The 21584-nt window shown below is 50.7% G+C and carries 18 protein-coding genes, 2 tRNA genes, 1 rRNA gene and 2 pseudogenes; 9 read left to right on the forward strand and 14 right to left on the reverse strand.

The features are described 5' to 3' along the window. Nucleotides 1-267: 267 nt before the first annotated feature. Nucleotides 268-1008, forward strand: a complete 741-nt coding sequence (gene dpaA, locus ACHHZ6_RS09680) for a peptidoglycan meso-diaminopimelic acid protein amidase (protein WP_395122159.1) — start codon at nucleotides 268-270, stop codon at nucleotides 1006-1008. Here dpaA and ACHHZ6_RS09685 read toward each other — a convergent pair. Both ACHHZ6_RS09685 and lpcA read right to left on the reverse strand, forming a co-directional pair. Beyond that, nucleotides 979-1746, reverse strand: a complete 768-nt coding sequence (locus ACHHZ6_RS09685; protein ID WP_182273850.1) for a class II glutamine amidotransferase — start codon at nucleotides 1744-1746, stop codon at nucleotides 979-981. The two genes, dpaA and ACHHZ6_RS09685, sit on opposite strands and share 30 nt — an antisense overlap. Before the next feature lie 46 nt (nucleotides 1747-1792). After that, a complete protein-coding gene (gene lpcA / locus ACHHZ6_RS09690; RefSeq protein ID WP_028017728.1) occupies nucleotides 1793-2371 on the reverse strand; it encodes a D-sedoheptulose 7-phosphate isomerase in 579 nt (192 codons plus the stop codon). Between the two features lie 239 nt (nucleotides 2372-2610). Here lpcA and fadE point away from each other — a divergent pair, with 239 nt between their 5' ends. Both fadE and ACHHZ6_RS09700 read left to right on the forward strand, forming a co-directional pair. Beyond that, complete coding sequence (fadE, locus tag ACHHZ6_RS09695; protein ID WP_182919449.1) at nucleotides 2611-5055, forward strand: acyl-CoA dehydrogenase FadE; 2445 nt, start codon at nucleotides 2611-2613, stop codon at nucleotides 5053-5055. Nucleotides 5056-5163: 108 nt separating this feature from the next. Next, the gene (locus ACHHZ6_RS09700) at nucleotides 5164-5934 is read left to right on the forward strand and encodes an amidohydrolase (RefSeq protein WP_395122160.1); all 771 of its coding nucleotides are present in this window, start codon (nucleotides 5164-5166) and stop codon (nucleotides 5932-5934) included. Nucleotides 5935-6143: 209 nt separating this feature from the next. Here the strand turns inward: ACHHZ6_RS09700 and ACHHZ6_RS09705 are convergent, their stop codons facing one another. The 3 genes from ACHHZ6_RS09705 to ACHHZ6_RS09715 form a co-directional block, all read right to left on the reverse strand. Continuing rightward, nucleotides 6144-6497: a YcgJ family protein gene (locus ACHHZ6_RS09705; protein WP_182919448.1), complete on the reverse strand. Its 354-nt coding sequence runs from the start codon at nucleotides 6495-6497 to the stop codon at nucleotides 6144-6146. A 52-nt stretch (nucleotides 6498-6549) separates the two neighbouring features. After that, nucleotides 6550-9564, reverse strand: coding sequence for an autotransporter outer membrane beta-barrel domain-containing protein (locus ACHHZ6_RS09710; protein WP_395122161.1), 3015 nt, complete (start codon nucleotides 9562-9564; stop codon nucleotides 6550-6552). 271 nt (nucleotides 9565-9835) lie between these two features. Then, nucleotides 9836-10480 (reverse strand): helix-turn-helix domain-containing protein, encoded by a 645-nt coding sequence (locus ACHHZ6_RS09715; RefSeq protein WP_182273845.1) that lies wholly within the window; start codon nucleotides 10478-10480, stop codon nucleotides 9836-9838. Nucleotides 10481-10584: 104 nt separating this feature from the next. Here ACHHZ6_RS09715 and ACHHZ6_RS09720 point away from each other — a divergent pair. Both ACHHZ6_RS09720 and ACHHZ6_RS09725 read left to right on the forward strand, forming a co-directional pair. Continuing rightward, nucleotides 10585-11065, forward strand: a pseudogene (locus ACHHZ6_RS09720) (IS1 family transposase). Nucleotides 11066-11559: 494 nt separating this feature from the next. Then, a pseudogene (locus tag ACHHZ6_RS09725) lies at nucleotides 11560-11813 on the forward strand (DUF4942 domain-containing protein); the annotation flags it as partial. An 84-nt stretch (nucleotides 11814-11897) separates the two neighbouring features. Here ACHHZ6_RS09725 and ACHHZ6_RS09730 read toward each other — a convergent pair. Beyond that, nucleotides 11898-11974 (reverse strand) — tRNA-Asp (locus ACHHZ6_RS09730). A gap of 131 nt (nucleotides 11975-12105) precedes the next feature. Beyond that, nucleotides 12106-12837: a DNA polymerase III subunit epsilon gene (dnaQ, locus tag ACHHZ6_RS09735; RefSeq protein WP_196390842.1), complete on the reverse strand. Its 732-nt coding sequence runs from the start codon at nucleotides 12835-12837 to the stop codon at nucleotides 12106-12108. 64 nt (nucleotides 12838-12901) lie between these two features. Here dnaQ and rnhA point away from each other — a divergent pair, with 64 nt between their 5' ends. Beyond that, nucleotides 12902-13369 (forward strand): ribonuclease HI, encoded by a 468-nt coding sequence (gene rnhA, locus ACHHZ6_RS09740; protein WP_182273843.1) that lies wholly within the window; start codon nucleotides 12902-12904, stop codon nucleotides 13367-13369. Here rnhA and ACHHZ6_RS09745 read toward each other — a convergent pair whose 3' ends face one another. Next, the gene (locus tag ACHHZ6_RS09745) at nucleotides 13370-14086 is read right to left on the reverse strand and encodes a class I SAM-dependent methyltransferase (protein WP_182919446.1); all 717 of its coding nucleotides are present in this window, start codon (nucleotides 14084-14086) and stop codon (nucleotides 13370-13372) included. It abuts the gene before it with no gap. Nucleotides 14087-14118: 32 nt separating this feature from the next. On the opposite strand from ACHHZ6_RS09745, the gene gloB reads away from it, so the two are divergent. Both gloB and mltD read left to right on the forward strand, forming a co-directional pair. Further along, nucleotides 14119-14877 (forward strand): hydroxyacylglutathione hydrolase, encoded by a 759-nt coding sequence (gene gloB, locus ACHHZ6_RS09750; protein WP_182919445.1) that lies wholly within the window; start codon nucleotides 14119-14121, stop codon nucleotides 14875-14877. Nucleotides 14878-14945: 68 nt separating this feature from the next. After that, nucleotides 14946-16310 carry a murein transglycosylase D gene (gene mltD / locus ACHHZ6_RS09755; protein ID WP_182273840.1) on the forward strand — a complete coding sequence of 455 codons (1365 nt, stop codon included), beginning with the start codon at nucleotides 14946-14948 and terminating at the stop codon, nucleotides 16308-16310. A 53-nt stretch (nucleotides 16311-16363) separates the two neighbouring features. On the opposite strand, the gene ACHHZ6_RS09760 is transcribed toward mltD, so the two are convergent. From ACHHZ6_RS09760 to ACHHZ6_RS09770, 3 genes are all read right to left on the reverse strand, one after another. Continuing rightward, nucleotides 16364-17137, reverse strand: a complete 774-nt coding sequence (locus ACHHZ6_RS09760) for a class I SAM-dependent methyltransferase (protein ID WP_182273839.1) — start codon at nucleotides 17135-17137, stop codon at nucleotides 16364-16366. Nucleotides 17138-17214: 77 nt separating this feature from the next. Beyond that, a complete protein-coding gene (locus ACHHZ6_RS09765; RefSeq protein WP_182273838.1) occupies nucleotides 17215-18015 on the reverse strand; it encodes an endonuclease/exonuclease/phosphatase family protein in 801 nt (266 codons plus the stop codon). Nucleotides 18016-18152: 137 nt separating this feature from the next. Continuing rightward, the gene (locus ACHHZ6_RS09770; RefSeq protein WP_182273837.1) at nucleotides 18153-19328 is read right to left on the reverse strand and encodes an MFS transporter; all 1176 of its coding nucleotides are present in this window, start codon (nucleotides 19326-19328) and stop codon (nucleotides 18153-18155) included. Nucleotides 19329-19432: 104 nt separating this feature from the next. Here ACHHZ6_RS09770 and yafC point away from each other — a divergent pair, with 104 nt between their 5' ends. Next, nucleotides 19433-20338, forward strand: a complete 906-nt coding sequence (gene yafC, locus ACHHZ6_RS09775) for a DNA-binding transcriptional regulator YafC (RefSeq protein WP_182273836.1) — start codon at nucleotides 19433-19435, stop codon at nucleotides 20336-20338. A gap of 28 nt (nucleotides 20339-20366) precedes the next feature. On the opposite strand, the gene dkgB is transcribed toward yafC, so the two are convergent. The 3 genes from dkgB to rrf form a co-directional block, all read right to left on the reverse strand. After that, nucleotides 20367-21170 carry a 2,5-didehydrogluconate reductase DkgB gene (gene dkgB, locus ACHHZ6_RS09780; protein ID WP_182273835.1) on the reverse strand — a complete coding sequence of 268 codons (804 nt, stop codon included), beginning with the start codon at nucleotides 21168-21170 and terminating at the stop codon, nucleotides 20367-20369. 163 nt (nucleotides 21171-21333) lie between these two features. Beyond that, nucleotides 21334-21410: transfer RNA gene (locus ACHHZ6_RS09785), tRNA-Asp, on the reverse strand. Between the two features lie 55 nt (nucleotides 21411-21465). Continuing rightward, nucleotides 21466-21581: ribosomal RNA gene (gene rrf, locus ACHHZ6_RS09790) — 5S ribosomal RNA — on the reverse strand. Between the last annotated feature and the right edge of the window lie 3 nt (nucleotides 21582-21584).

Raw genomic sequence — 21584 nt, forward strand, 5'->3', positions numbered from 1 at the left:
AGTGGGCAGAAGTGTACCATTTTCGCCCTTTCCAGGGCAGGGAATCCGCCGTTGCACACGCCAAAATGCGAGCGATTACGCAAAGTTCCTGGAGTCAACGCCTTTGGGATGGGGTATAAAGTAAAACTAATTTGTAAACTAACCGCTCTGCTCTTGCGAAAATCTATAGCGGTGCTAATGTGAGCGCTCCTAACCAGAATAATCTGATTTCGGGTCTCTTTTGCCGTCCTGGCAAGTTGGTCTTAGTTTTATCAAGGAACTAGTAGTATGCGTAAAATCGCATTGTTCATTGCGATGCTTCTGATTCCGTGCGTGTCGTTTGCCGGGTTGCTCAGCAGCAGCAGTTCAACCACGCCGGTCAGCAAAGAATATAAACAGCAATTAATGGGATCACCGGTTTATATTCAAATATTCAAGGAAGAACGCACTCTCGATCTGTTTGTAAAAATGGGCGAGACGTATCAGCTGCTCGATAGCTACAAAATTTGTAACTACTCCGGTGGTCTGGGGCCAAAACAACGTCAGGGCGATTTCAAAAGCCCGGAAGGTTTTTACAACGTTCAGCGTAGCCAGCTAAAGCCTGACAGCCGCTTCTATAAAGCCATTAACATCGGCTTCCCTAATGCCTATGACCGTGCTCACGGTTATGAAGGTAAGTACCTGATGATCCACGGTGCCTGCGTGTCTATCGGCTGTTACGCGATGACCGATTCCGGCATTGATGAGATCTTCCAGTTTGTCACTGGCGCACTGGTCTTTGGTCAGCCAAGCGTTCAGGTCAGCATCTACCCGTTCCGCATGACCGATGCCAACATGGCGCGTCACAAGTATTCCTACTATGCGGATTTCTGGAAACAGATGAAACCGGGTTATGACTACTTTGAACAGACCCACAAGCCGCCGGTAGTGTCGGTGGTGGATGGCCGTTACGTGGTCAGCAAGCCACTGAGCCACGAAGTTGTCCAGCCACAGCTGGCGTCAAACTACACGGTCTCCCAGGCAAAATAACGCCCACTCACCTGGCATAATCTTTTGCCAGGTTTCGTTGCCCGTCAGCGGTTGCGTCGCTATCACAGAAACCACATCGTTTGGTGTGGTCTCTGTCTGAAAATCAATTTCCACATCCTGATCGAGCAGCGTTGCCACGCCAAACGGCGCACGACGGGTGATCCAGAACAGATTCGTCGAGCAGAACGCCATTACGTAGCGCCCGTCAGACAGGAGCATGTTAAACACGCCCTTTTCACGTAACTCTGAAGCCAGCGATGCGATGTATTTAAACACGGCGGTCATGTTGCTGGGGGTACGAGGATAACGCTCTGTCAGCTTGTGCAGCAGCCAGCAGAAGGCTTTTTCGCTGTCTGTCTCGCCTACCGGGCGGAAATTCCCCGTCTCCAGGGACTTATAGCCAGAGAGCTGACCATTGTGAGCATACGTCCAGTTACGTCCCCACAGCTCGCGGGTAAACGGATGGGTATTTTCCAGCGCCACTTCACCGCGATTCGCCTGGCGGATATGCGCAATAACAGAGTGGGACTTTATCGGATAGTCCTGCACCAGTTTGGCAATCGGTGAATTAAAGCTGGGCTGTGGATCTTTGAACGTGCGACACCCTTTGCCTTCGTAGAAGGTTATACCCCAGCCGTCTTTATGCGGCCCGGTCCCCCCACCGCGCTGAACCAGCCCGGTGAAACTAAAGCAGATATCGGTTGGCACATTGGCGCTCATCCCGAGCAGTTCGCACATACGTCACCTCCACAACAGCGGGGGCAATCATGCCCCCAGCGAAGTCTTACTTAACCATCTCTTTTTCGATCAGCTGGATCAGGATGTGGATCACTTTGATGTGAATTTCCTGAATGCGATCGGCATAACCGAAGTGCGGAACACGGATCTCAATGTCCGCGGTACCGGCCATTTTACCGCCATCTTTACCGGTCAGGGTGATAACTTTCATCCCTTTTTCACGCGCGGCAGCAATCGCTTTGATCACGTTACCAGAGTTACCGGAGGTAGAAATCCCCAGCAGCACATCACCTTCACGCCCCACAGCTTCAACATAGCGGGAGAAGACATAGTCGTAACCAAAATCGTTGCTCACGCAGGAGATGTGGCTCACGTCAGAAATCGCAATCGCCGGGTAGCCCGGACGGTTTTCGCGATAACGCCCGGTCAGCTCTTCTGCGAAGTGCATGGCGTCACAGTGGGAGCCACCGTTACCGCAGGAGAGCACTTTACCACCGGCTTTGAAGCTGTCGGCCAGCAGGACCGCCGCGCGCTGAATAGCGTGAATATTGGCATCATCTTTCAGAAAGTTCGCCAGCGTTTCCGCCGCTTCGTTCAGTTCGTTACGAATAAGATCCTGGTACATGAGGATAATCCTTCAGTATTGATGAAATAACACAGTGGAGTGTACCGGATAGCGTTAAAAGCGAGAAGCTAAAGCCATGTGAATCGTCCGGCGTTTTGATTTTTCGTGCCTGCTAAAACACGAACAATGTGAACCAGGTTGTAATTATTTTGTAAATTCATTGCTAAAAAAAATAACATCCACTACAACCATATCATCACAAGTGGTCAGACCTCCTACAAGCAAGGGAGCTTTTCTTTATGATGATTTTGAGCATTCTCGCAACCGTTGTTCTGCTCGGTGTGTTGTTCTATCACCGTGTAAGTTTATTCCTGAGCAGCCTGATTCTGCTGGTCTGGACGGCAGCATTTGGCGTCGCAGGTCTCTGGAATATCTGGCTTTTAGTTCCACTGGCCATCATTCTGCTGCCGTTTAACTTTGCCCCGATGCGTAAATCAATGATCTCCGCACCGGTGTTCAAAGGCTTCCGTAAAGTGATGCCGCCGATGTCGCGTACTGAGAAAGAAGCGATTGATGCGGGTACCACCTGGTGGGAAGGCGACCTGTTCCAGGGTAACCCGGACTGGAAAAAGCTGCATAACTATCCGCAGCCACGTCTGACCGCCGAAGAACAAGCCTTTATTGATGGCCCGGTGGAAGAAGCGTGCCGCATGGCAAACGACTTTGCCATCACCCACGAAATGGCCGACTTGCCGCCAGAACTGTGGGCCTACCTGAAAGAACATCGCTTCTTTGCGATGATCATTAAGAAAGAGTATGGCGGTCTGGAATTCTCCGCTTACGCTCAGGCTCGCGTGCTGCAAAAACTGGCAGGTGTCTCAGGGATCCTGGCGATCACCGTCGGTGTACCTAACTCCTTAGGCCCTGGTGAACTGCTGCAGCATTACGGTACTGAAGAGCAGAAAGATCACTACCTGCCGCGCCTGGCGCGTGGCCTGGAAATCCCATGCTTCGCGCTGACCAGCCCGGAAGCAGGCTCTGATGCGGGTGCGATCCCGGATACCGGCGTGGTCTGTATGGGGGAATGGCAGGGTGAGCAGGTGCTGGGTATGCGCCTGACCTGGAACAAACGCTATATCACTCTTGCACCTATCGCCACCGTGCTGGGTCTGGCCTTTAAACTCTCTGACCCGGAAAAACTGCTGGGTGGCGAAGAGGACCTGGGCATTACCTGTGCGCTGATCCCAACCTCTACCCCGGGCGTTGAAATTGGCCGTCGTCACTTCCCGCTGAACGTGCCGTTCCAGAACGGTCCGACTCGTGGCCAGGATATCTTTGTACCGATTGATTACATCATCGGTGGCCCGAAAATGGCCGGTCAGGGCTGGCGTATGCTGGTGGAATGTCTGTCTGTTGGTCGCGGTATTACTCTGCCGTCGAACTCAACCGGTGGTCTGAAATCTGTGGCGATGGGAATTGGTGCTTACGCCCACATCCGCCGTCAGTTCAAAATCTCCATCGGCAAGATGGAAGGTATTGAAGAACCACTGGCGCGCATTGCAGGCAATGCTTACGTGATGGATGCTGCGGCTTCGCTGATTACCTACGGCATTATGCTGGGCGAAAAACCGGCCGTACTGTCGGCAATTGTGAAGTATCACTGCACCCACCGTGCACAGCAATCCATCATTGATGCGATGGACATTGCCGGGGGTAAAGGCATTATGCTCGGCGAAGGTAACTTCCTGGCGCGCGGCTATCAGGGCGCACCCATTGCTATCACCGTGGAAGGGGCAAACATCCTGACCCGCAGCATGATGATCTTCGGCCAGGGGGCAATTCGCTGCCATCCGTATGTGCTGGAAGAGATGGCCGCCGCGCAAAATAATGACGTTGATGCCTTCGATAAGCTGCTGTTTAAACATATTGGTCATGTCGGCAGCAACAAGGTGCGTAGTTTCTGGCTGGGTCTGACCAACGGTCGCACCAGCGCGACACCAACTGGTGATGCCACCCGACGTTATTACCAACAGCTGAACCGCCTGAGCGCCAACCTGGCTCTGCTGTCTGACGTCTCTATGGCCGTGCTGGGCGGTAGCCTGAAGCGTCGTGAGCGTATCTCTGCCCGTCTGGGGGATGTGCTGAGTCAGGTGTTCCTGGCTTCTGCGGTACTGAAGCGCTACGACGACGAAGGCCGTCAGGAAGCGGATCTGCCGCTGGTACACTGGGGCGTACAGGACGCCATGCACCAGGCAGAACAGGCGATTGACGATCTGCTGGCGAACTTCCCGAACCGTTTTGTCGCTGGTGCCCTGCGCGTGGTGATCTTCCCTACCGGTCGTCATCATCTGGCTCCGTCTGACAAACTGGATCATAAAGTGGCGAAGATCCTCCAGGTACCGAGTGCAACCCGCTCACGTATTGGTCGTGGTCAGTATCTGACTCCATCGCCACATAACCCAGTGGGTCTGCTGGAAGAGGCGCTGCTGGATGTCATGGCCGCCGACCCGATTCACCAGAAGATCTGCAAACAGCTGGGTAAAAATCTGTCCTTTACCCGCCTGGATGAACTGGCAAAACAGGCGCTGGCAGGTGGAATCATCGATAAGGATGAAGCCGCTATTCTGGTGAAAGCCGAAGAGAGCCGTCTGCGCAGCATTAACGTGGATGATTTCGAACCAGAGGAGCTGGCAACCCAGCCAGTAAAGCTGCCGGAGAAGGCCCGCAAACCTGAAGCCGCATAACGCATTTCGCGTGTACAAACCCCGCCCCGTGCGGGGTTTTTTATTGCCACATTTTCTCGTTGTGTCGTGCTACAGTGTCAAAAAGTGGTCGTTTGAGGAGTCTGAATTGTGCCTGGTCTGAAGATTTCGATTTTGCAGCAACCTTTAGTGTGGATGGATGGCCCCGCCAACCTGCGCCACTTTGATCGTCAACTGGAAGAGATTACCGGGCGTGATGTGATTGTCCTGCCGGAGATGTTCACCACCGGTTTCGCAATGGAAGCCGCTAAACAGTCGATGCCGCAGGAAGATGTGGTCGCCTGGATGCATGCCAAAGCACAACAGACAAACGCGCTGATTGCCGGGAGCGCGGCCCTGCAAACCGAACGCGGGCCGGTGAACCGGTTCCTGTTGGTTGAACCAGAGGGGAAAGTGCATTTTTACGATAAACGCCACTTGTTCCGCATGGCGGATGAGCATCATCACTATGAAGCAGGTAACGAACGAGTGGTGTTTGAGTGGCGCGGCTGGCGTATTTTGCCGCTGGTGTGCTACGACCTGCGCTTCCCGGTCTGGTCGCGCAACCGCAATGATTACGATCTGGCGCTGTATGTCGCCAACTGGCCTGCCCCACGCTCACTGCACTGGCAGTCACTGCTGGTAGCGCGTGCTATTGAGAACCAGGCGTATGTTGTGGGCTGTAATCGCGTGGGTACGGATGGCAACGGGCATCACTATCGTGGTGACAGCCGGGTAGTGAATCCGCAGGGTGAAATTATTGCGACTGCCGAGCCACATCAGGCGACACGTATTGATGCTGAGCTGTCGTTGACTGCGTTGAAGGAGTATCGCGAGAAGTTTCCCGCGTGGCAGGATGCAGACCCGTTTAATATCGAATGAATAAAACCGGGTGGTGGCAATGCCTCACCCGGGCTTTTATAAGTCAGAGCATAAAACACCCGGTATAGGGTTTTACGCTATGACGTTGAAGTTATGCAGTCCCGCAGTTCACAAATTGATCCAGAGAAGTGTCTTATTTCAATCAATTTCCGGTAAATCGCATTGTTAATTCAACAGCAGAAAACGGTGAATCTAACGACAAAAGAACGTTAAAAACCACCAAATACCACTTTGGTATAGTATTTGTTTATCTTACCGCTGCGCTTGCCATCGGCACCGTAATAGCGATCCTGACGACAGAGCTTTTCTTTCACGTCGCAGGAAAGACCGGTCACGAAGGTGAAAGAGGTGGTATCAAACTCGCCCATGGCTTTTAATTTATCAGCACGAGTTTTACCCACATATTTTTCAGTCAGTGGAATGGATACGCCGGTAGCATCGGCACAAATGTACTTATCGCACAGTACGCCTTTTCCCGGTGTCCATAGGGCGGCGGTTTCTGGAGTTGCCGCCAGCGCACCAAAACTGAATAACCCTAAAAAGATCCCAATTGCTAATTTCATATTGTCTCCAGAACCGGGCAAATAAATTGCCCGGTCTTTTCATCTGGGTTTATCAGAAGGCGTATTTTACCCCAACGGTTCCCTGAGTGTCACTGTATCCCTTGTCACCGATCTGTTGTGCTACGTTCGCCCACAGCGTCGCCTGACGGTTAATTTTTCCCTCAACACCCAGCTTCAGCTCACCAATATTTCGTGTGCCGTCCATATAAGTGCTGACACCATCCATATTTACACCGTAGTTGTCGGTGTTATAAATCCAGTTCGCTTCCACGAAAGGTTCAAATTCACGCTGACTACCTTCATCCAGTTTGCTTTGTCCTTTAATAAAGGCTCTCACACCGAGACGGGTCTGGATATTATTGTCACCGGTACCACTGACGCTTGTACCGTTAATCTCGGTATGGTTGTCGGCTTTCACCCCCATCCAGGTGACCTGCGCCTTCGGCTGGATAAAGACCTGGTTAACCATGCCATTCAGCGTCTGATATTCACCAGTTTTATGGGTGTAACCCGCTTCAACGGAGGCGGTAAAGCCATTGGATTTGTAGCTTTCAGACGGCAGACCCTGACCGCTGACGCTGTTGTTGAACCAGTTGTACAGGGCCCAGGTATCAACGTAGGTACCTTGTTTGGTGGTGTCGTTGGCATACCAGGTACCATAAACCCCGACGCTGTAGCCGTTCAGGCTGCCGCGAGAGTTGTAGCCGGAAGCGTGGGAAACGCTGTGGCTTTTCTGATTGGCGTAGCCTCCCATCAGACCGACCAGGTAGCGATCAAGACCATCATTTGACCAGTCGACGATATCACCGCCAATCTGTATGACGTAGCGATTCGCATTGGTCGCGATGGCATCATTGCCCACGTGCGAACCGGTATGCCCGCCGATGTTACGCATCCACATAGAGCTTACTTTGCCGTTACCGGACATATCGTCCAGATACTGGGTTTCACCCAGGCGGTCGTGTAAACGCATGGCGAAGATGGTGTTGGCAGCACGCAGGTTATCGATATAAGAACCTATTTCAGGACGTAATACCGGGGTCGACGGTGTTGCTGGTTCGGCTGGAGTGCTCGGGTCTGTAACCGGAGGGGTTACCGGACGCGGCGAGCTCGGCGTCAGCGGAGTCATCGGCACTATCGGGTCAACCGGCGGTTGATTGCCCTGGTCTGTAACCGGAGGGGTTACCGGACGTGGCGAGCTCGGCGTCAGCGGAGTCATCGGCTTCACTTCACGGGAAGTTAAGTACCAGGACTCCGGGTTACCTGCACTGCCATCTCCGCCTCTGGTCAGTGAGTAATCATAAGCACCTGCAGCGATGGTGCCGATATTCTGGCGGTAACCATCCGAAGAGGGTGACAGACGGAAGGCATCAGGCGTGGTGGTACTGCCATTCTGGGCATCAATCAGCAGGATCCCGGTGTTAGTACGCGCGCCGGTACCGCCACCATGCTTGATGATAAGAGAGGTATTGCCGTCGGCTTTGGCGTTGTTCAGCACCAGGCGATCGCTTGCCGAGCTGTCATCACCCATATAAGTTTTCAGGATAAGCGTACCGTTGTTGCCGGTATATTGGTTGCTGACGGTCAGGGTATTACCCGGCTGTGCGCCCGCCAGGTTGATAATACCGTTGTTTTCGATACCACCTGCGAGCGTAAAGTTACTGTTTGGCTGACTTTCCTGACCGGAAAGCGTATTGAGCGAGGCAACCATGCCGTTGTTAACCACGTTGCCATTGACTACGCCTGTACCAGCCAGAGTGCCATTGCTACCCACCGTAACATCAGCGGCTTTGGCACCGTTCAGCACTGCCGTTGAATTGGCTGCATCGCCAACGATAAGCGCACCGCCATCGATAGTGGTGGTACCGATATAAGTATTCACACCGTTAATGACGGTAATGCCGCTCAGTTGGCTGACATTACCCAGGCCACTAATAACGGGTGCGAAAATATAGTTGCCGGAGGTGTCGGTATGGTTAAACACCAGATTGCTGTTGGTATTGGCTAAAATTATTTTTTTGGCATTGATAGTTCCTGCTGCCTTAGCCGTTTGCCCGGCTAAAGCACCGATTGCCACCGTGCCATTTTCGGCATCGACATTGATACTTTGGGCATTAAGTTGACCCTGGTTGGATACAATCAAGGTACCATTACCAGACGGTAACTTAGTTGCACTATTTTGAGCACCGATGCTCAGCTCTCGTGCGCCAATATCCCAAAGGGAGCCTGGACCGTCGATAATGACGTCACCTTTACCTGCGGCATCGTCAGCAGGGCTACCCCCGGCAATCGCTCCGCCAGCGCTTTTCACTACACCGCCGTTAGTAACACTCATGCTACCGGTTCCGGCACCACCGACGTTCATCGGGCCGCTGTTGATTACCCAGCCCGAACCCGAGCCGTCGACATTCACTATACCGTTAGAATTTTTTCCCCAGCCGACACCAGTGGAAGAATTACTAATGATAGAGCCGCCGTTACTGATGGTCACCGAACCGTTGCCATTGGTACCTACGGTTATCCCCGAAGAGGAGGTTGTCGTGGCTAACAACTGCGAATCGACACCATCCACCACAACAGTACCCGTGCTATTATCGTTCTGGCCGACGTTCATGAATACCAGTCCGACCTTTCCGCCATTGAAAACATTCAGCGTCCCTGTACCACCTCCACCAACGGCGGTCGTACCGCCAGATAGTGCCTGATTAGAGGGATCTACGCCATCGTACCAGGCACCGCCGTCAACGGTGAGGGTTCCGGTACTGCCCGAATTATATCCGAGAACAGAACCGCTGGTGCCGGAAGCGGTGGTGCCGGACTGAACAACGCCACCTTTAGTAATGGTCAGTGAACCTGTACTATTTTCCCCGGCGTAGATAGCTCCCGGTAAAATCCACGGACTACTTTGAGTGTCAGGAACGATTACCGTAGCACCGTTATCAATAACGGTCGCGTTAGACGCGGCAAATACAGGCACACTCAGCGGCGCGGTAAAAAGTAATGTCGTAATCGCATTTTTAAGAAATACGCGAGTGCCGTTATTGTTCGAAATTCGTTTTATAACCATGTCAGTACTTCTGTTCATCATTAACTCCAGTGGAAATTCAAAATGTCTTTTATTAAAATTTTCGTTCAGTATTCAGGCGTACCGATGCAGCACAGCATTGTTAATTAAAGCTGCGTCATCCTCCGATATTTGCCCAATAAAACGGTGCCAATAGCGTTTATCCAAATTTTATATATGCGTGTGTAGTGCCTGTAAAATGGCAACGTGAACGACATCCCCATAAAGGGATCAAGAGTTTTTCAGAAAGGAAAAACAAAAAATAATAGACGTATTAATAACCCGCAGGTAGGGGTTTCAAATCGACAAGTCTTCCACGATTAACGGTAATATATCCGCCATCAGAGAGATTTTTTAAGATTTTGTTTAATGTACTCCGTGACACGGACGTACGATTTAAAATAAAAGTAAATATCGAAACATCGTTTAAACTCTCTTGGTTATGCTCCCACAGCATTTCAAGATAGGGTTTAACAATGCTATAGCTATTGGTCGTTCTGGAATTCAACTCCTCCCTGAAACAGTAAATTTCAAGATACCATGTGAGTATCAATGAAACGTCTTTCCATAACTTTTTTTCTTCCACCAGTCGCATAAAATCATGCAGTTTGAGATACGACAACTTAACATCAGATACCGTGCGGATATAATAACATTCCCGCTTAGAAAGCATCGTTGATAAACCAAAAACGGCCTGGTGATTGATATTCGCTAATATAATGTTGTTATGCACATTGCAGAGTTCGACTTCTCCTGCAGTGAGTACATAAATCAACTTTGTGTCGTGGCGCTTTAAGCGCCAAATCTTTTTTGGTGAAGCAGTAACCTCAACTCTCTCTGAGTGGATTGAAATTTCCCTTCCTATATCGGACAGCGCTGTGCGGACCTGCTCATTAAGAGTGTACAGATCGCTATACATAACGACTCCTGAACTAGCCTACTTTGAAAATTAGAGTAACTCATGTTGATGATGCCTCTAATTGGTTGAATCTGATATATAATCTGGGGTTTTGAGATTTTCTCCTGGCACGCGTTAACGTTCATTGTTCCCGTTGTAATTCTGTTCTGGTTTATCACCATGACCGGAACATCCTAAAGGCCAAAGTTGTTTCCGTTGTCGTGAGTGTCGATGCGTATTCCCGCTCACCGACACCTGGCAGGCCAGAAAGCCGGTGTTAAAGAGCAAATCGTTGATATAACCTTCAACGGCACCGGGGTTCGCGATACGGCAAGGACGCTGAAAATAGGTATCAACACGGTTTTCCGTACTTTAAAAAACTCACGCCGAAGCGAATAACGTCTTCGCCAGTCGCCCATTCCGGTGCGGCGCTTATCTACGAACTCAATGAGCAATGGAGCTTCGTTGGTGTAAGGCCCGACAGCTATGGCCGGGAAGTGCTAAAGGATAAGCATCTGACCGGCAAGATTTTTACGCAATGAGCATAGCAATATGACGTTGCGAACCCGTATCAAACGTCTGGCTCGTTTCTCGCGCTCTATATAAGTCCATGAAAAGTCATCGAAGCCTTCATCAAACAACATATGCTCGACTAATTGGAGTCATAACCTTAATTTTTTTACACTTTATACAAAAGAATGAATATAAACAAGATCTTCATTTGTATAAAAATACACAGCTTTCATAGGCTTGCATGAATAATCTTCATACGAAATACCACATCACAATATAGTTCTAACATATTGTTTTTAAAAAAAATGGAACCAACCAATAGTTTTTTGTACTTTATAATTATGTAATGATGATGAATAAGATTATTAAGCTCTGAATCTGAATTGCGACTTACGTAACTATATAAACATTAAGTAAGTAGAATAACTTTGTATTTTTCGGAACATTGAAATGCCGATTTTATTTAAGTTCTTGCGGGGTAGTTGGCATTGGTTGACCTTCTCATTCTCTATTTATCCAGCCAGATGAAAATCCTCATGTGGCTAATGAAGACATTACTCACATCGCGGTGTGTTAATCAACAGGGAGGGAGGTCAAACGTGTTTAAGGGTCTTAGCTGGGATTACAAAAGCAACAGCCTGTGTAAGTCTGGAAGAAGATCATCATCAACGGGCTGGCAGACCTGGAGCGAATGCTGATGATCCTTGATGAGAAGCCTGTTCCCGCGAACCGCGCCGATGTCACCCGCTGTCTCAGCGATCATATTAATGAGAACAGGCACAGCATTCATGATGAGGATGAAATGTTTGTTATCAAATACTTTCAGAAGGGAACGGCACACCAGCGCCAGCCAAACGGTCATGGCATACCGTAAATTACAGACAAGAAAAAGGGCCATGTTAATCAATAACATGGCCCTGAATAGTGGCGGAACGGACGGGACTCGAACCCGCGACCCCCTGCGTGACAGGCAGGTATTCTAACCGACTGAACTACCGCTCCGCTGTGTTCCCGTGGGAACGAGGCGAATATTACGGTTTGCCTCCGAACTCGTCAACGCTTTTTCTCACGTTTTGAATCGTTTGCTGCAAAAATCACCCAGACGGTGATTTTACAGCCATTCTGGCCCCTTTTTACGCGCGCCACATGCAGCTTCCGCCCTTCTTCTGCACGAGATCCAGACGGGATTCATGGTTTAGCAGTTCTTCATCGCTAGCTAAAACAACCCGTAGCCTGCTGCTCTGACGTACAAGGCGCTGAATTCCCGCGTCACCCTGCATCTGCTGAGCGTCGTTTTCCATGCTGAAGGCCATCGACGTCTGACCACCCGTCATCGTCAGGTAGACATCGGCCAGTATCTGGGCATCGAGCAGTGCGCCGTGCAGCGTTCGCTTGGTGTTGTCTATCTCATAACGTGAACAGAGGGCATCGAGGCTGTTACGCTTGCCTGGAAACATTTTCCTGGCCAGTGCCAGACTATCGGTCACTTTACAGAACGTGTTCGTCTTCGGGATATCACGATTAAGCTTGCTGAATTCATAATCCATAAAGCCGATATCGAACGATGCGTTATGGATGACGAGCTCGGCACCTTTGATGTACTCCAGGAACTCGTCCGCCACATCCGCAAAAGTCGGCTTATCCAGCAAAAACTCATCGGCGATACCGTGAACGCCGAACGCTTCTGGATCCACCAGCCGATCGGGTTTGAGGTAAACGTGGAAGTTGTTCCCCGTAAGACGACGATTCACCACTTCAACAGCACCGATCTCAATGATCTTGTGTCCTTCGTAGTGTGCGCCGATCTGGTTCATACCGGTGGTTTCGGTATCGAGGACAATCTGGCGAGTAATTGCAGTGCTCATAGCGGTCATTTATGTCAGACTTATCGTTTAACTGAACGTTTCAAATACAGGAAGTCTACCAGAGATGCGTAAACAGGTAGAAATTTTCACCGATGGATCTTGTCTCGGCAACCCAGGACCTGGCGGTTATGGCGCGATTATGCGCTATCGCCAGCACGAAAAAACTTTTAGCGAAGGCTATTTCCTGACCACTAACAACCGCATGGAGTTGATGGCGGCCATCGTGGCGCTGGAAGCCCTGAAAGAGCACTGTGACGTGGTGCTGAGCACCGACAGTCAATACGTGCGTCAGGGCATCACCCAGTGGATCCACAACTGGAAAAAACGCGGCTGGAAAACAGCAGATAAAAAACCGGTCAAGAACGTCGACCTCTGGAAGCGTCTTGATGCGGCACTGGGTCAGCACGAAATCAAATGGGAATGGGTGAAAGGCCACGCGGGACACCCGGAAAACGAACGCTGTGACGAACTTGCCCGTACGGCTGCCTCTAACCCTGTCCATGAAGATACTGGCTATCAGCCAGAATCCTGATCAGGGTTTTCTGTACTGACGCGTTGCGCCAACGGTCTGACGGATCTGCGTTTGCGATTTGTTCTGTTTCATCGGGTTTAGCGTAAGGGGAATTGTCCGCTTACGCGCAACGATGAACTGCATGCAACCTAAAGCAGGCAGATGAGTGCTTAGCAGTACCCCACCCTGCCGCGCCCAGGGCAAGACCTGAAAACCGCCATAGCAAAGCACTTCAAAGTTCAGCAATGAAAGCCAGTCCAGCTGACGCATCATGGTGAACATTCGGCTGTTATAAGGTGATGTACGGCGTAGTACGGGCACCAGCTTACGTAGCCCCATCAGGCTAAGCGGATTGAAACCGCTGATAACCAGCCAGCCGTCATCGATCAACACGCGATCGGCTTCACGTAGCAGACGGTGAGGATCGCTACACCAGGGTAACGTATGTGCAAGCAGGCACGCATCAACCGATTTTTCGGCAAACGGCAAATGCAGGGGATCAGCCTTTACGTTAACGGGCGATCCATCAAGAGAAACATTGACCTGATGCGAGATAGCGCAGCTTTCGGTATTGATTTCCGCGCTGAGATTGCCAATCTTAAGCAGGTGGAAACCATACATTTTCGCGAGCCAGGGCTTCAGCTGCTGTTCTAACGCCTCGCGATAATATTCACCCCAGGGCAATTCCGCCCAACGTTCCGGTGCTGCGACAGTCTGAGGTACCCTTGCCGGTTTCATCAAAACACCCGCCACGCTAAAAGAGGTAATGTATGAATCTTATCAGTATTCCTGCTTTTCAGGACAATTACATCTGGGTTTTAGTTGATGACGCTCATCGATGTATCATTGTTGATCCCGGTGAGTCAACACCGGTTTTACACGCAATAAAAGAGAATGGCTGGCAGCCAGAAGCCATACTCCTGACCCACCATCATAACGATCACGTCGGTGGTGTTCCTGAACTGTGCGCCCATTTTCCGCATCTTGTGGTATATGGACCGAAGGAGACACAAGATAAGGGAGCGACACAGATAGTCGAAGATGGCGAAAAAATCCTCATTCCAGGGTGGGAGTTTTCTGTATTTGCCACACCAGGTCACACTTCTGGACATATTTGTTACTACAGCAATCCTTATCTTTTTTGCGGCGATACACTGTTTTCTGGCGGCTGCGGAAGGCTATTCGAAGGCACGCCAGCACAAATGCATCAATCTTTACAGGCAATTAACGCACTACCCGACGATACTCTCATTTGTTGCGCACATGAGTATACATTAGGAAATATGAAGTTTGCAGTCAGCCTCTTACCGGAGGATCGTGCGATTCAAGATTATTATCAGAAAGTGAAGGAGTTACGCGCAAAAAACCAAAAAACACTCCCCGTAATTCTGAAAAATGAGCGGGAAATAAATTTATTTTTACGAACAGATGATATTGATTTAATTAATAAAATTAACCAAGAAACAATTTTGAAACAACCTGAAGAACGATTTGCATGGTTAAGGTCAAAGAAAGATAACTTCCGATAATTCTGGGTTGCCTTTTCAAAATTTCGTCGTTATCATCGCTCGTCTTTTAAGCAACTATTGACACACACATGAAGGCAAAAGCGATATTACTCGCCTCTGTCCTGCTTGTAGGTTGCCAGTCACAAAACGGCAGCAACGTACAACAGCACGCACAGAGCCTTTCTGCAGCTGGTCAAGGGGAAGCAGGGAAGTTTACAAGTTCAGCGCGATGGATGGACGATGGGACATCATTCGCGCAGGATCAGGACTTGTGGGCCTCTATTGGCGACGAGCTAAAGATGGGAATTCCGGAAAACAGCCGGATTCGCGAACAGAAACAGAAGTATTTGAGAAATAAGAGCTATCTCCACGATGTAACGTTACGGGCAGAGCCGTATATGTACTGGATAGCCGGGCAAGTTAAGAAACGTAACATGCCTATGGAGCTGGTACTCCTACCCATAGTGGAGAGCGCTTTTGACCCACACGCAACGTCTGGTGCCAATGCCGCAGGTATTTGGCAGATCATTCCGAGCACAGGGCGCAATTATGGTTTGAAACAGACCCGCAGCTACGATGCGCGTCGAGATGTTGTCGCTTCAACGACAGCGGCTCTCGACATGATGCAACGTCTGAACAAGATGTTTGACGGTGACTGGTTGTTAACAGTTGCTGCGTATAACAGCGGTGAGGGTCGTGTACTGAAGGCAATGAAGGCGAATAAAGCGCGTGGTAAATCCACCGATTTCTGGTCGCTCTCACTGCCACAGGAAACGAAGATTTACGTACCGAAAATGCTGGCATTGAGCGATATTCTCAAGAACAGCAAGCGTTACGGTGTTCAACTGCCAACACCAGACGAAAGTCGTGCACTGGCGCGCGTTCGCCTCAGCAACCCGGTTGATATTCAACAGGTTGCTGATATGACGGGTATGTCGGTAAGTAAATTGAAAACCTTTAATGCAGGCGTTAAAGGCTCAACCCTGGGGGCTAGCGGCCCACAGTATGTAATGGTTCCGCAGAAACATGCCGAGCAGTTACGTGAGTCTTTAGCTTCTGGTGAAATTGCTGCTGTTCAGTCAACGCTGATAGCAGACACATCACCTGTAAGCAGTCGTAGTTACAAGGTTCGTTCAGGTGATACGCTTTCGGGCATTGCAACACGTCTTGGCGTGAATGCGAAAGATCTGCAGCAGTGGAATAATCTGCGCAGCTCAGGCCTGAAAGTGGGTCAGACTCTGACGGTGGGTGCAGGTAGCAGCGCACAGCGTCTCGCCAACAACAGCGATAGCATTACTTATCGCGTGCGTAAAGGCGATTCACTGTCCAGTATCGCAAAACGACACGGCGTGAACATCAAAGATGTGATGCGCTGGAATAATGATACTGACAATCTGCAACCAGGCGACCAGTTGACACTGTTTGTGAAGAACAGTGCCACGCCAGACTCCTGATAGTACAATCTAAAGATAAAAAGGCACCCGTTCCCCCGGGTGCCTTTTTTGTTTTATCCCGCTTTTTGCGCTTCAGCCATGATGGTATCGCTGGTAAACGAGCCATCGTCCTGCAATTCAAAGTAGGTTTTCACTTCCGCAGAAGCACTCTCCTGATACAGCCGAATAGCCTGGCTTAACGCTTCAGGTGTACGCATGCGCGCGATCCACGAACTGAACTCCAGCGGCAAACGGTCTGTCATTAATGAACGTGAAATTAAACCCGCATCGGTGATAAACGATAACCACTCTCCGCTGGAGTAATTTTGCACATGAGAGGTGTCACGCAGCGCTTCAACCGTCTGCAGCCAGATATTGCGTACCGGATGCCCCGGGGACATCACATCCATAATGATGAAGATCCCGCCCGGCTTGAGCACGCGTTTGACTTCCCGTAATGCCTGCCCGACATCATGCCAGTGATGTGCAGAGTAGCGGCTGATGACTACGTCAAATGACGAATCCTCAAAGGGTAAGGATTCGGCATAACCCTGGCGCGTCGTAACATTACTCAGCCCTTTCGCTTTTGCCGCCTCCGCGACCACCTCCAGCATCTGGCTGGATAAATCATACGCCGTGACCTGAGCAACCTGCTGTGCAGCCGCAAAGCTGGCGTGGCCGGCCCCACAGCCTAAGTCCAGCACGTGCGCCTGCGGGAATGCTGCCAGGCGTTCACCGAGACGCACCAGGTCGCGTCCAGACGCGTGTACAGCGCTGCTCAGATAGGCACTTGCCTGCGAACCAAACTGTTTTTCTACGTTGTCATGATGGGAGTGTGTTGTTGTCATCGTACTGTCCTTTTGTTGGTAAAAAAATAAAGGGCAGCACCCGCGCAGGTCTGCCCCACGGCAGACCTGACACACCATTATTTATCAGGCTTGCCGGGACTGAATTCGACGAGTAGCGGATTGTGATCGGAAGCGCGCGTCACCAGAACGGAGGCGTCATGTACGCTCAAACCACGATAGAAGACAAAATCGAGAGGACGACCAAATGCCTTCTTGCGCTGGTCATCGGTAAAACGGACTTCACGCAGCGACATTTCACGCGCAAAGCGATACAGCGCATTCATGCGCGGACGGCTCCAGGCATTGAAATCCCCGGCCATAATGATCGGCCCACTGTGATGGGCAATCTGGTCGCCAATGGGAAGTAACTGCTTACTATACACATCCACGCCCAGACTGAAGTTTACCGCGTGGATATTCACCACCATCAGCAAACGGGTATCCGGCAGGGGATAAACCGTCACCAGCGCCGATTTTGCCAGACGCAGGATTGGCTCGCGCTCACGCAGCGGACAGCAATAGACCGGATGCGCAGCAGAGAGGGTCATCACACCAGAGGGATGTTGCGGTAAAACAAATGCGGGTACCTGATCAGCGGCAAGATAGTTAGTCGTCGCAAACCTCACCAGTTCAGGAGTGGTTTGCGCCTCCTGTAACAGAACCAGATGCGCATCCTTACCAAAATTCTTGAGCACGGATAACCATTCCGCACGCTGTTGCTTAAAGATATTCCAGACCAGTACCCGGATTTTTTCATCACTGCTTAACGGTGTACCAGCGGGCAATGCCTGGCTGATGCTCGCAAACGACCCCGGAGGCAAGATCCTCTCCGCGGGCAGTCCGGCAACATAACGCATGGCATAAGTATTTTTTCGCACTTTTGGAAACGACCTCTGTAACATGAACCAGCCCGGAAAACGGACTGGTTCTACTGTTATAGGGATTTTAGGTCACACTTTCAACGCCATTACGGAGAAACCGCTTTCCAGATTTGTAAGCAAGCACTTACTGCTGTTTATCCAAGAGCCACACGAGCCGGTTTATCAAGGCGTCCGCTCCAGCCAATCAACAGGAAGGCAATAAGGACAATCACTGCGCCAATCCACGGCGTTTGTGTTAAGCCGAAGTGTTCAACGGTTTGCCCGCCGATGATAGAACCCAGCGCAATGCCAATATTGAATGCCGCAATATTAAGACCCGATGCTACATCCACCGCATTTGGCGTATAAAGCTCGGCTTTCTGCACAACGTACACCTGAAGACCCGGCACGTTGCCAAAAGCGAAGATCCCCATAACCAGTACCGTGACCAGCGCGGCGTATTGCATTGATGCCGTAAACTGGAAAACCATCAGCAGAACAACCAGCGCAGCGAAGATGAACTTCAGAGCAGGAACGGCTCCATGTTTATCGGCCAGTTTGCCCCCCCAGATATTACCGATCGCAACTGAGATACCGTAGCCCAGCAAAATCCAGCTCACCGTATTTGGCGAAAATCCTGCGAGATCCTGCATCATCGGAGCCAGGAAGGTGAAAGCAGTGAATACGCCACCATAACCCAGGGCCGTAACCGCATAGATGATCAGCAACCGCGGATGAGTAAGAACTTTCAGCTGATCGCTCAGGCTGGCACTGGCGCGTCCGTGGATATTTGATGGCACCAGCAACAGGCTGGCAACCAGGGCAATCACACCCAGCAAAGAGACCGCCAGGAAGGTTTCACGCCAGCCGAAATGTTGCCCGATAAACGTCCCTAGCGGCACACCGGTTACCAGTGCAACGGTCAAACCACCAAACATAATCGCAATAGCAGACGCCGCTTTCTCTTTTGGTACCAGGCTGGTTGCAATGGTGGAGCCGATGGAGAAGAACACGCCATGCGCGAGGCCGGTCAGTAGCCGGGCAATCACCAGCGTGGTGTAATCCGGGGCCTGCCAGGCCAGAATATTACCCGCGGTGAAGAGCACCATCAGGGCAACTAACAGCTGCTTACGCGGAAAGCGTCCGGTCAGCGCCGTCAGTACCGGTGCGCCAACCGCGACACCCAGCGCATAGATAGAAACCAGCAGCCCGGCAGAGGGCAGCGAAATAGCAAGTTGATTAGCAATAGCAGGAACCAGTCCTACAATAACGAATTCGGTCGTGCCAATTGCAAAGGCACTGATCGTCAGGGCAAGTAGCGCCAGTGGCATAAAATACTCCGTCTCTTCAGGATTAAGATGACAAGGAGTATGCGCCAGTGCTTAAATAACAAAAATGGTCAAAATCTCAATAGAATTTTGCAGGTGGTGCAACAATGAAAGCAACGTCGGAAGAGCTGACAATCTTTGTCGCCGTCGTCGAAAGCGGCAGCTTTAGCCGCGCGGCCGAACAGCTTGGACAAGCTAACTCTGCTATCAGCCGCTCGGTTAAAAAGCTGGAGATGAAGCTTGGGGTGAGCCTGCTCAACCGAACGACGCGTCAGCTGAGCCTGACGGAAGAAGGTGAGCGTTATTTCCGTCGCGTGCAGTCTGTTCTGCAGGAGATGGCTGCAGCGGAAACAGAGATAATGGAAACCCGCAGTACGCCGCGCGGATTGCTGCGTATTGATGCGTCCACCCCTGTCGTGCTGCATTTCCTGATGCCGCTGGTTAAACCATTTCGTGAACGCTATCCGGAAATGACGCTATCTCTGGTCTCCTCCGAAACGTTTATTAATCTTATTGAGCGGAAAGTCGATGTCGCGATTCGGGCTGGAACCTTAACGGACTCAAGCTTACGTGCCCGTCCTCTGTTTGCCAGTTACCGTAAAATCATCGCCTCACCACAGTATATTGCCGTGCATGGAAAGCCAGAGACGGTTGAAGAGCTGAAGCAGCATCTGTGTCTGGGCTTTACGGAACCCGTATCGCTGAATACCTGGCCCATCGCCTGTCATGATGGGCAACTTCATGAAATCACCAGCGGAATATCGTCCAACAGTGGGGAGACGCTAAAGCAGCTGTGCCTTGAAGGGAACGGGATCGCCTGTTTATCCGATTACATGATTGATAAAGAGATAGCACGCGGTGAGCTTGTAGAACTGATGGCAGATAAATGTCTGCCGGTAGAAATGCCTTTCAGCGCGGTGTATTACAGCGACAGGGCGGTAAGTACGCGCATACGTGCTTTTATCGACTTCCTGAGCGAGCATGTAAAAACAGCTCCAGGAGGAGCTGTGTGAGGGCTTAGGTTACAGAGGGTGGTCAATATTAATCCCAGTTCGGAGCTAAACCTTCCGGGCTAACCAGGCGATCGTTGCAATCCAGGGCTGCGATCGCTTTTTTGTCTTCATCATCCAGCAGGAGATCCAGAGCTAACAGATTGCTGGCCAGGTTTTCACGTTTGGTCGATGAAGGGATAACGGCATAACCTTCCCCCATCGCCCATGCCAGGATCACCTGTGCAGTTGTTGCGTTGTGCTTCTCTGCGATGCGTGTAATCACTTCATCTTTCAGAGCTTTACCGTAAGCCAGCGTCATGTAAGAGGTAATGTGAATACCGTGCTGTTTTGCCCAGTTCACGACTTTGCGGTTTTGCAGATATGGGGACAGTTCAATCTGGTTGGTCGCAATATTTTCTGCTCCAACAGCCGCAATCGCTTTTTCCATCAGTGGGATGGTGAAGTTGGAGATACCAATTTCACGGGTCAGACCCTGCTCTTTCGCTTCCAGCAATGCCTTCATAAACTCTTCCACTGCCACGGCATCATTCGGTGATGGCCAGTGGACCAGAGTCAGATCCACGTAGTCGGTACGCAGTTTTTTCAGGCTCTCTTTCAGGCCTGGGATCAGTTTGTCTTTGCTGAGGTTCTCAATCCAGATTTTGGTGGTGATAAAAAGCTCGTTACGCGGCACGCCACTCTCTTCAATCGCCTGACCAACAGCAGCTTCATTTTCATAAATCTGTGCCGTATCAACAGTGCGATAGCCAAGCTCAAGTGCGGTTTTTACAGATGCGATAACAATGTCGTCTTTCAGGCGGAAAGTGCCCAGACCAAATGCAGGGATAGTCATGTCATTCCTCGTTAATCATAGTGTTTGTTAACTGAGGAGGATTATCACTGTTGCTGTTATGCTGAAAAAGAGCGTAAAACGCAGAGGATTTTTGCTAATTTAGCAATAAATATACAACAGACAAGAAAAAAGCCCTGAGCGTTAACTCAGGGCTTTCAATAAGTGGCGGAACGGACGGGACTCGAACCCGCGACCCCCTGCGTGACAGGCAGGTATTCTAACCGACTGAACTACCGCTCCACCGAAGACTGCTGTAACCACCGGATTCATGCACCGGCTTACTACTTAATTTGATGCCTGGCAGTTCCCTACTCTCACATGGGGAGACCCCACACTACCATCGGCGCTACGGCGTTTCACTTCTGAGTTCGGCATGGGGTCAGGTGGGACCACCGCGCTAAAGCCGCCAGGCAA

Origin of the sequence: Enterobacter cloacae complex sp. 2024EL-00214 (genome assembly GCF_043945575.1) — a bacterium.
Taxonomy (GTDB): domain Bacteria; phylum Pseudomonadota; class Gammaproteobacteria; order Enterobacterales; family Enterobacteriaceae; genus Enterobacter; species Enterobacter cloacae_P.

What these genes read in the sequence shown, in the direction of transcription:
- ACHHZ6_RS09685 (WP_182273850.1), bottom strand. Translation starts at nt 1,746, where the DNA reads ATGTGCGAACTGCTCGGGATGAGCGCCAATGTGCCAACCGATATCTGC.
- lpcA (WP_028017728.1), bottom strand. Translation starts at nt 2,371, where the DNA reads ATGTACCAGGATCTTATTCGTAACGAACTGAACGAAGCGGCGGAAACG.
- ACHHZ6_RS09760 (WP_182273839.1), bottom strand. Translation starts at nt 17,137, where the DNA reads ATGACAACAACACACTCCCATCATGACAACGTAGAAAAACAGTTTGGT.
- ACHHZ6_RS09715 (WP_182273845.1), bottom strand. Translation starts at nt 10,480, where the DNA reads ATGTATAGCGATCTGTACACTCTTAATGAGCAGGTCCGCACAGCGCTG.
- yafC (WP_182273836.1), top strand. Translation starts at nt 19,433, where the DNA reads ATGAAAGCAACGTCGGAAGAGCTGACAATCTTTGTCGCCGTCGTCGAA.
- mltD (WP_182273840.1), top strand. Translation starts at nt 14,946, where the DNA reads ATGAAGGCAAAAGCGATATTACTCGCCTCTGTCCTGCTTGTAGGTTGC.
- rnhA (WP_182273843.1), top strand. Translation starts at nt 12,902, where the DNA reads ATGCGTAAACAGGTAGAAATTTTCACCGATGGATCTTGTCTCGGCAAC.
- ACHHZ6_RS09710 (WP_395122161.1), bottom strand. Translation starts at nt 9,564, where the DNA reads ATGGTTATAAAACGAATTTCGAACAATAACGGCACTCGCGTATTTCTT.
- ACHHZ6_RS09770 (WP_182273837.1), bottom strand. Translation starts at nt 19,328, where the DNA reads ATGCCACTGGCGCTACTTGCCCTGACGATCAGTGCCTTTGCAATTGGC.
- fadE (WP_182919449.1), top strand. Translation starts at nt 2,611, where the DNA reads ATGATGATTTTGAGCATTCTCGCAACCGTTGTTCTGCTCGGTGTGTTG.
- dnaQ (WP_196390842.1), bottom strand. Translation starts at nt 12,837, where the DNA reads ATGAGCACTGCAATTACTCGCCAGATTGTCCTCGATACCGAAACCACC.
- ACHHZ6_RS09705 (WP_182919448.1), bottom strand. Translation starts at nt 6,497, where the DNA reads ATGAAATTAGCAATTGGGATCTTTTTAGGGTTATTCAGTTTTGGTGCG.
- dpaA (WP_395122159.1), top strand. Translation starts at nt 268, where the DNA reads ATGCGTAAAATCGCATTGTTCATTGCGATGCTTCTGATTCCGTGCGTG.
- gloB (WP_182919445.1), top strand. Translation starts at nt 14,119, where the DNA reads ATGAATCTTATCAGTATTCCTGCTTTTCAGGACAATTACATCTGGGTT.
- dkgB (WP_182273835.1), bottom strand. Translation starts at nt 21,170, where the DNA reads ATGACTATCCCTGCATTTGGTCTGGGCACTTTCCGCCTGAAAGACGAC.
- ACHHZ6_RS09745 (WP_182919446.1), bottom strand. Translation starts at nt 14,086, where the DNA reads ATGAAACCGGCAAGGGTACCTCAGACTGTCGCAGCACCGGAACGTTGG.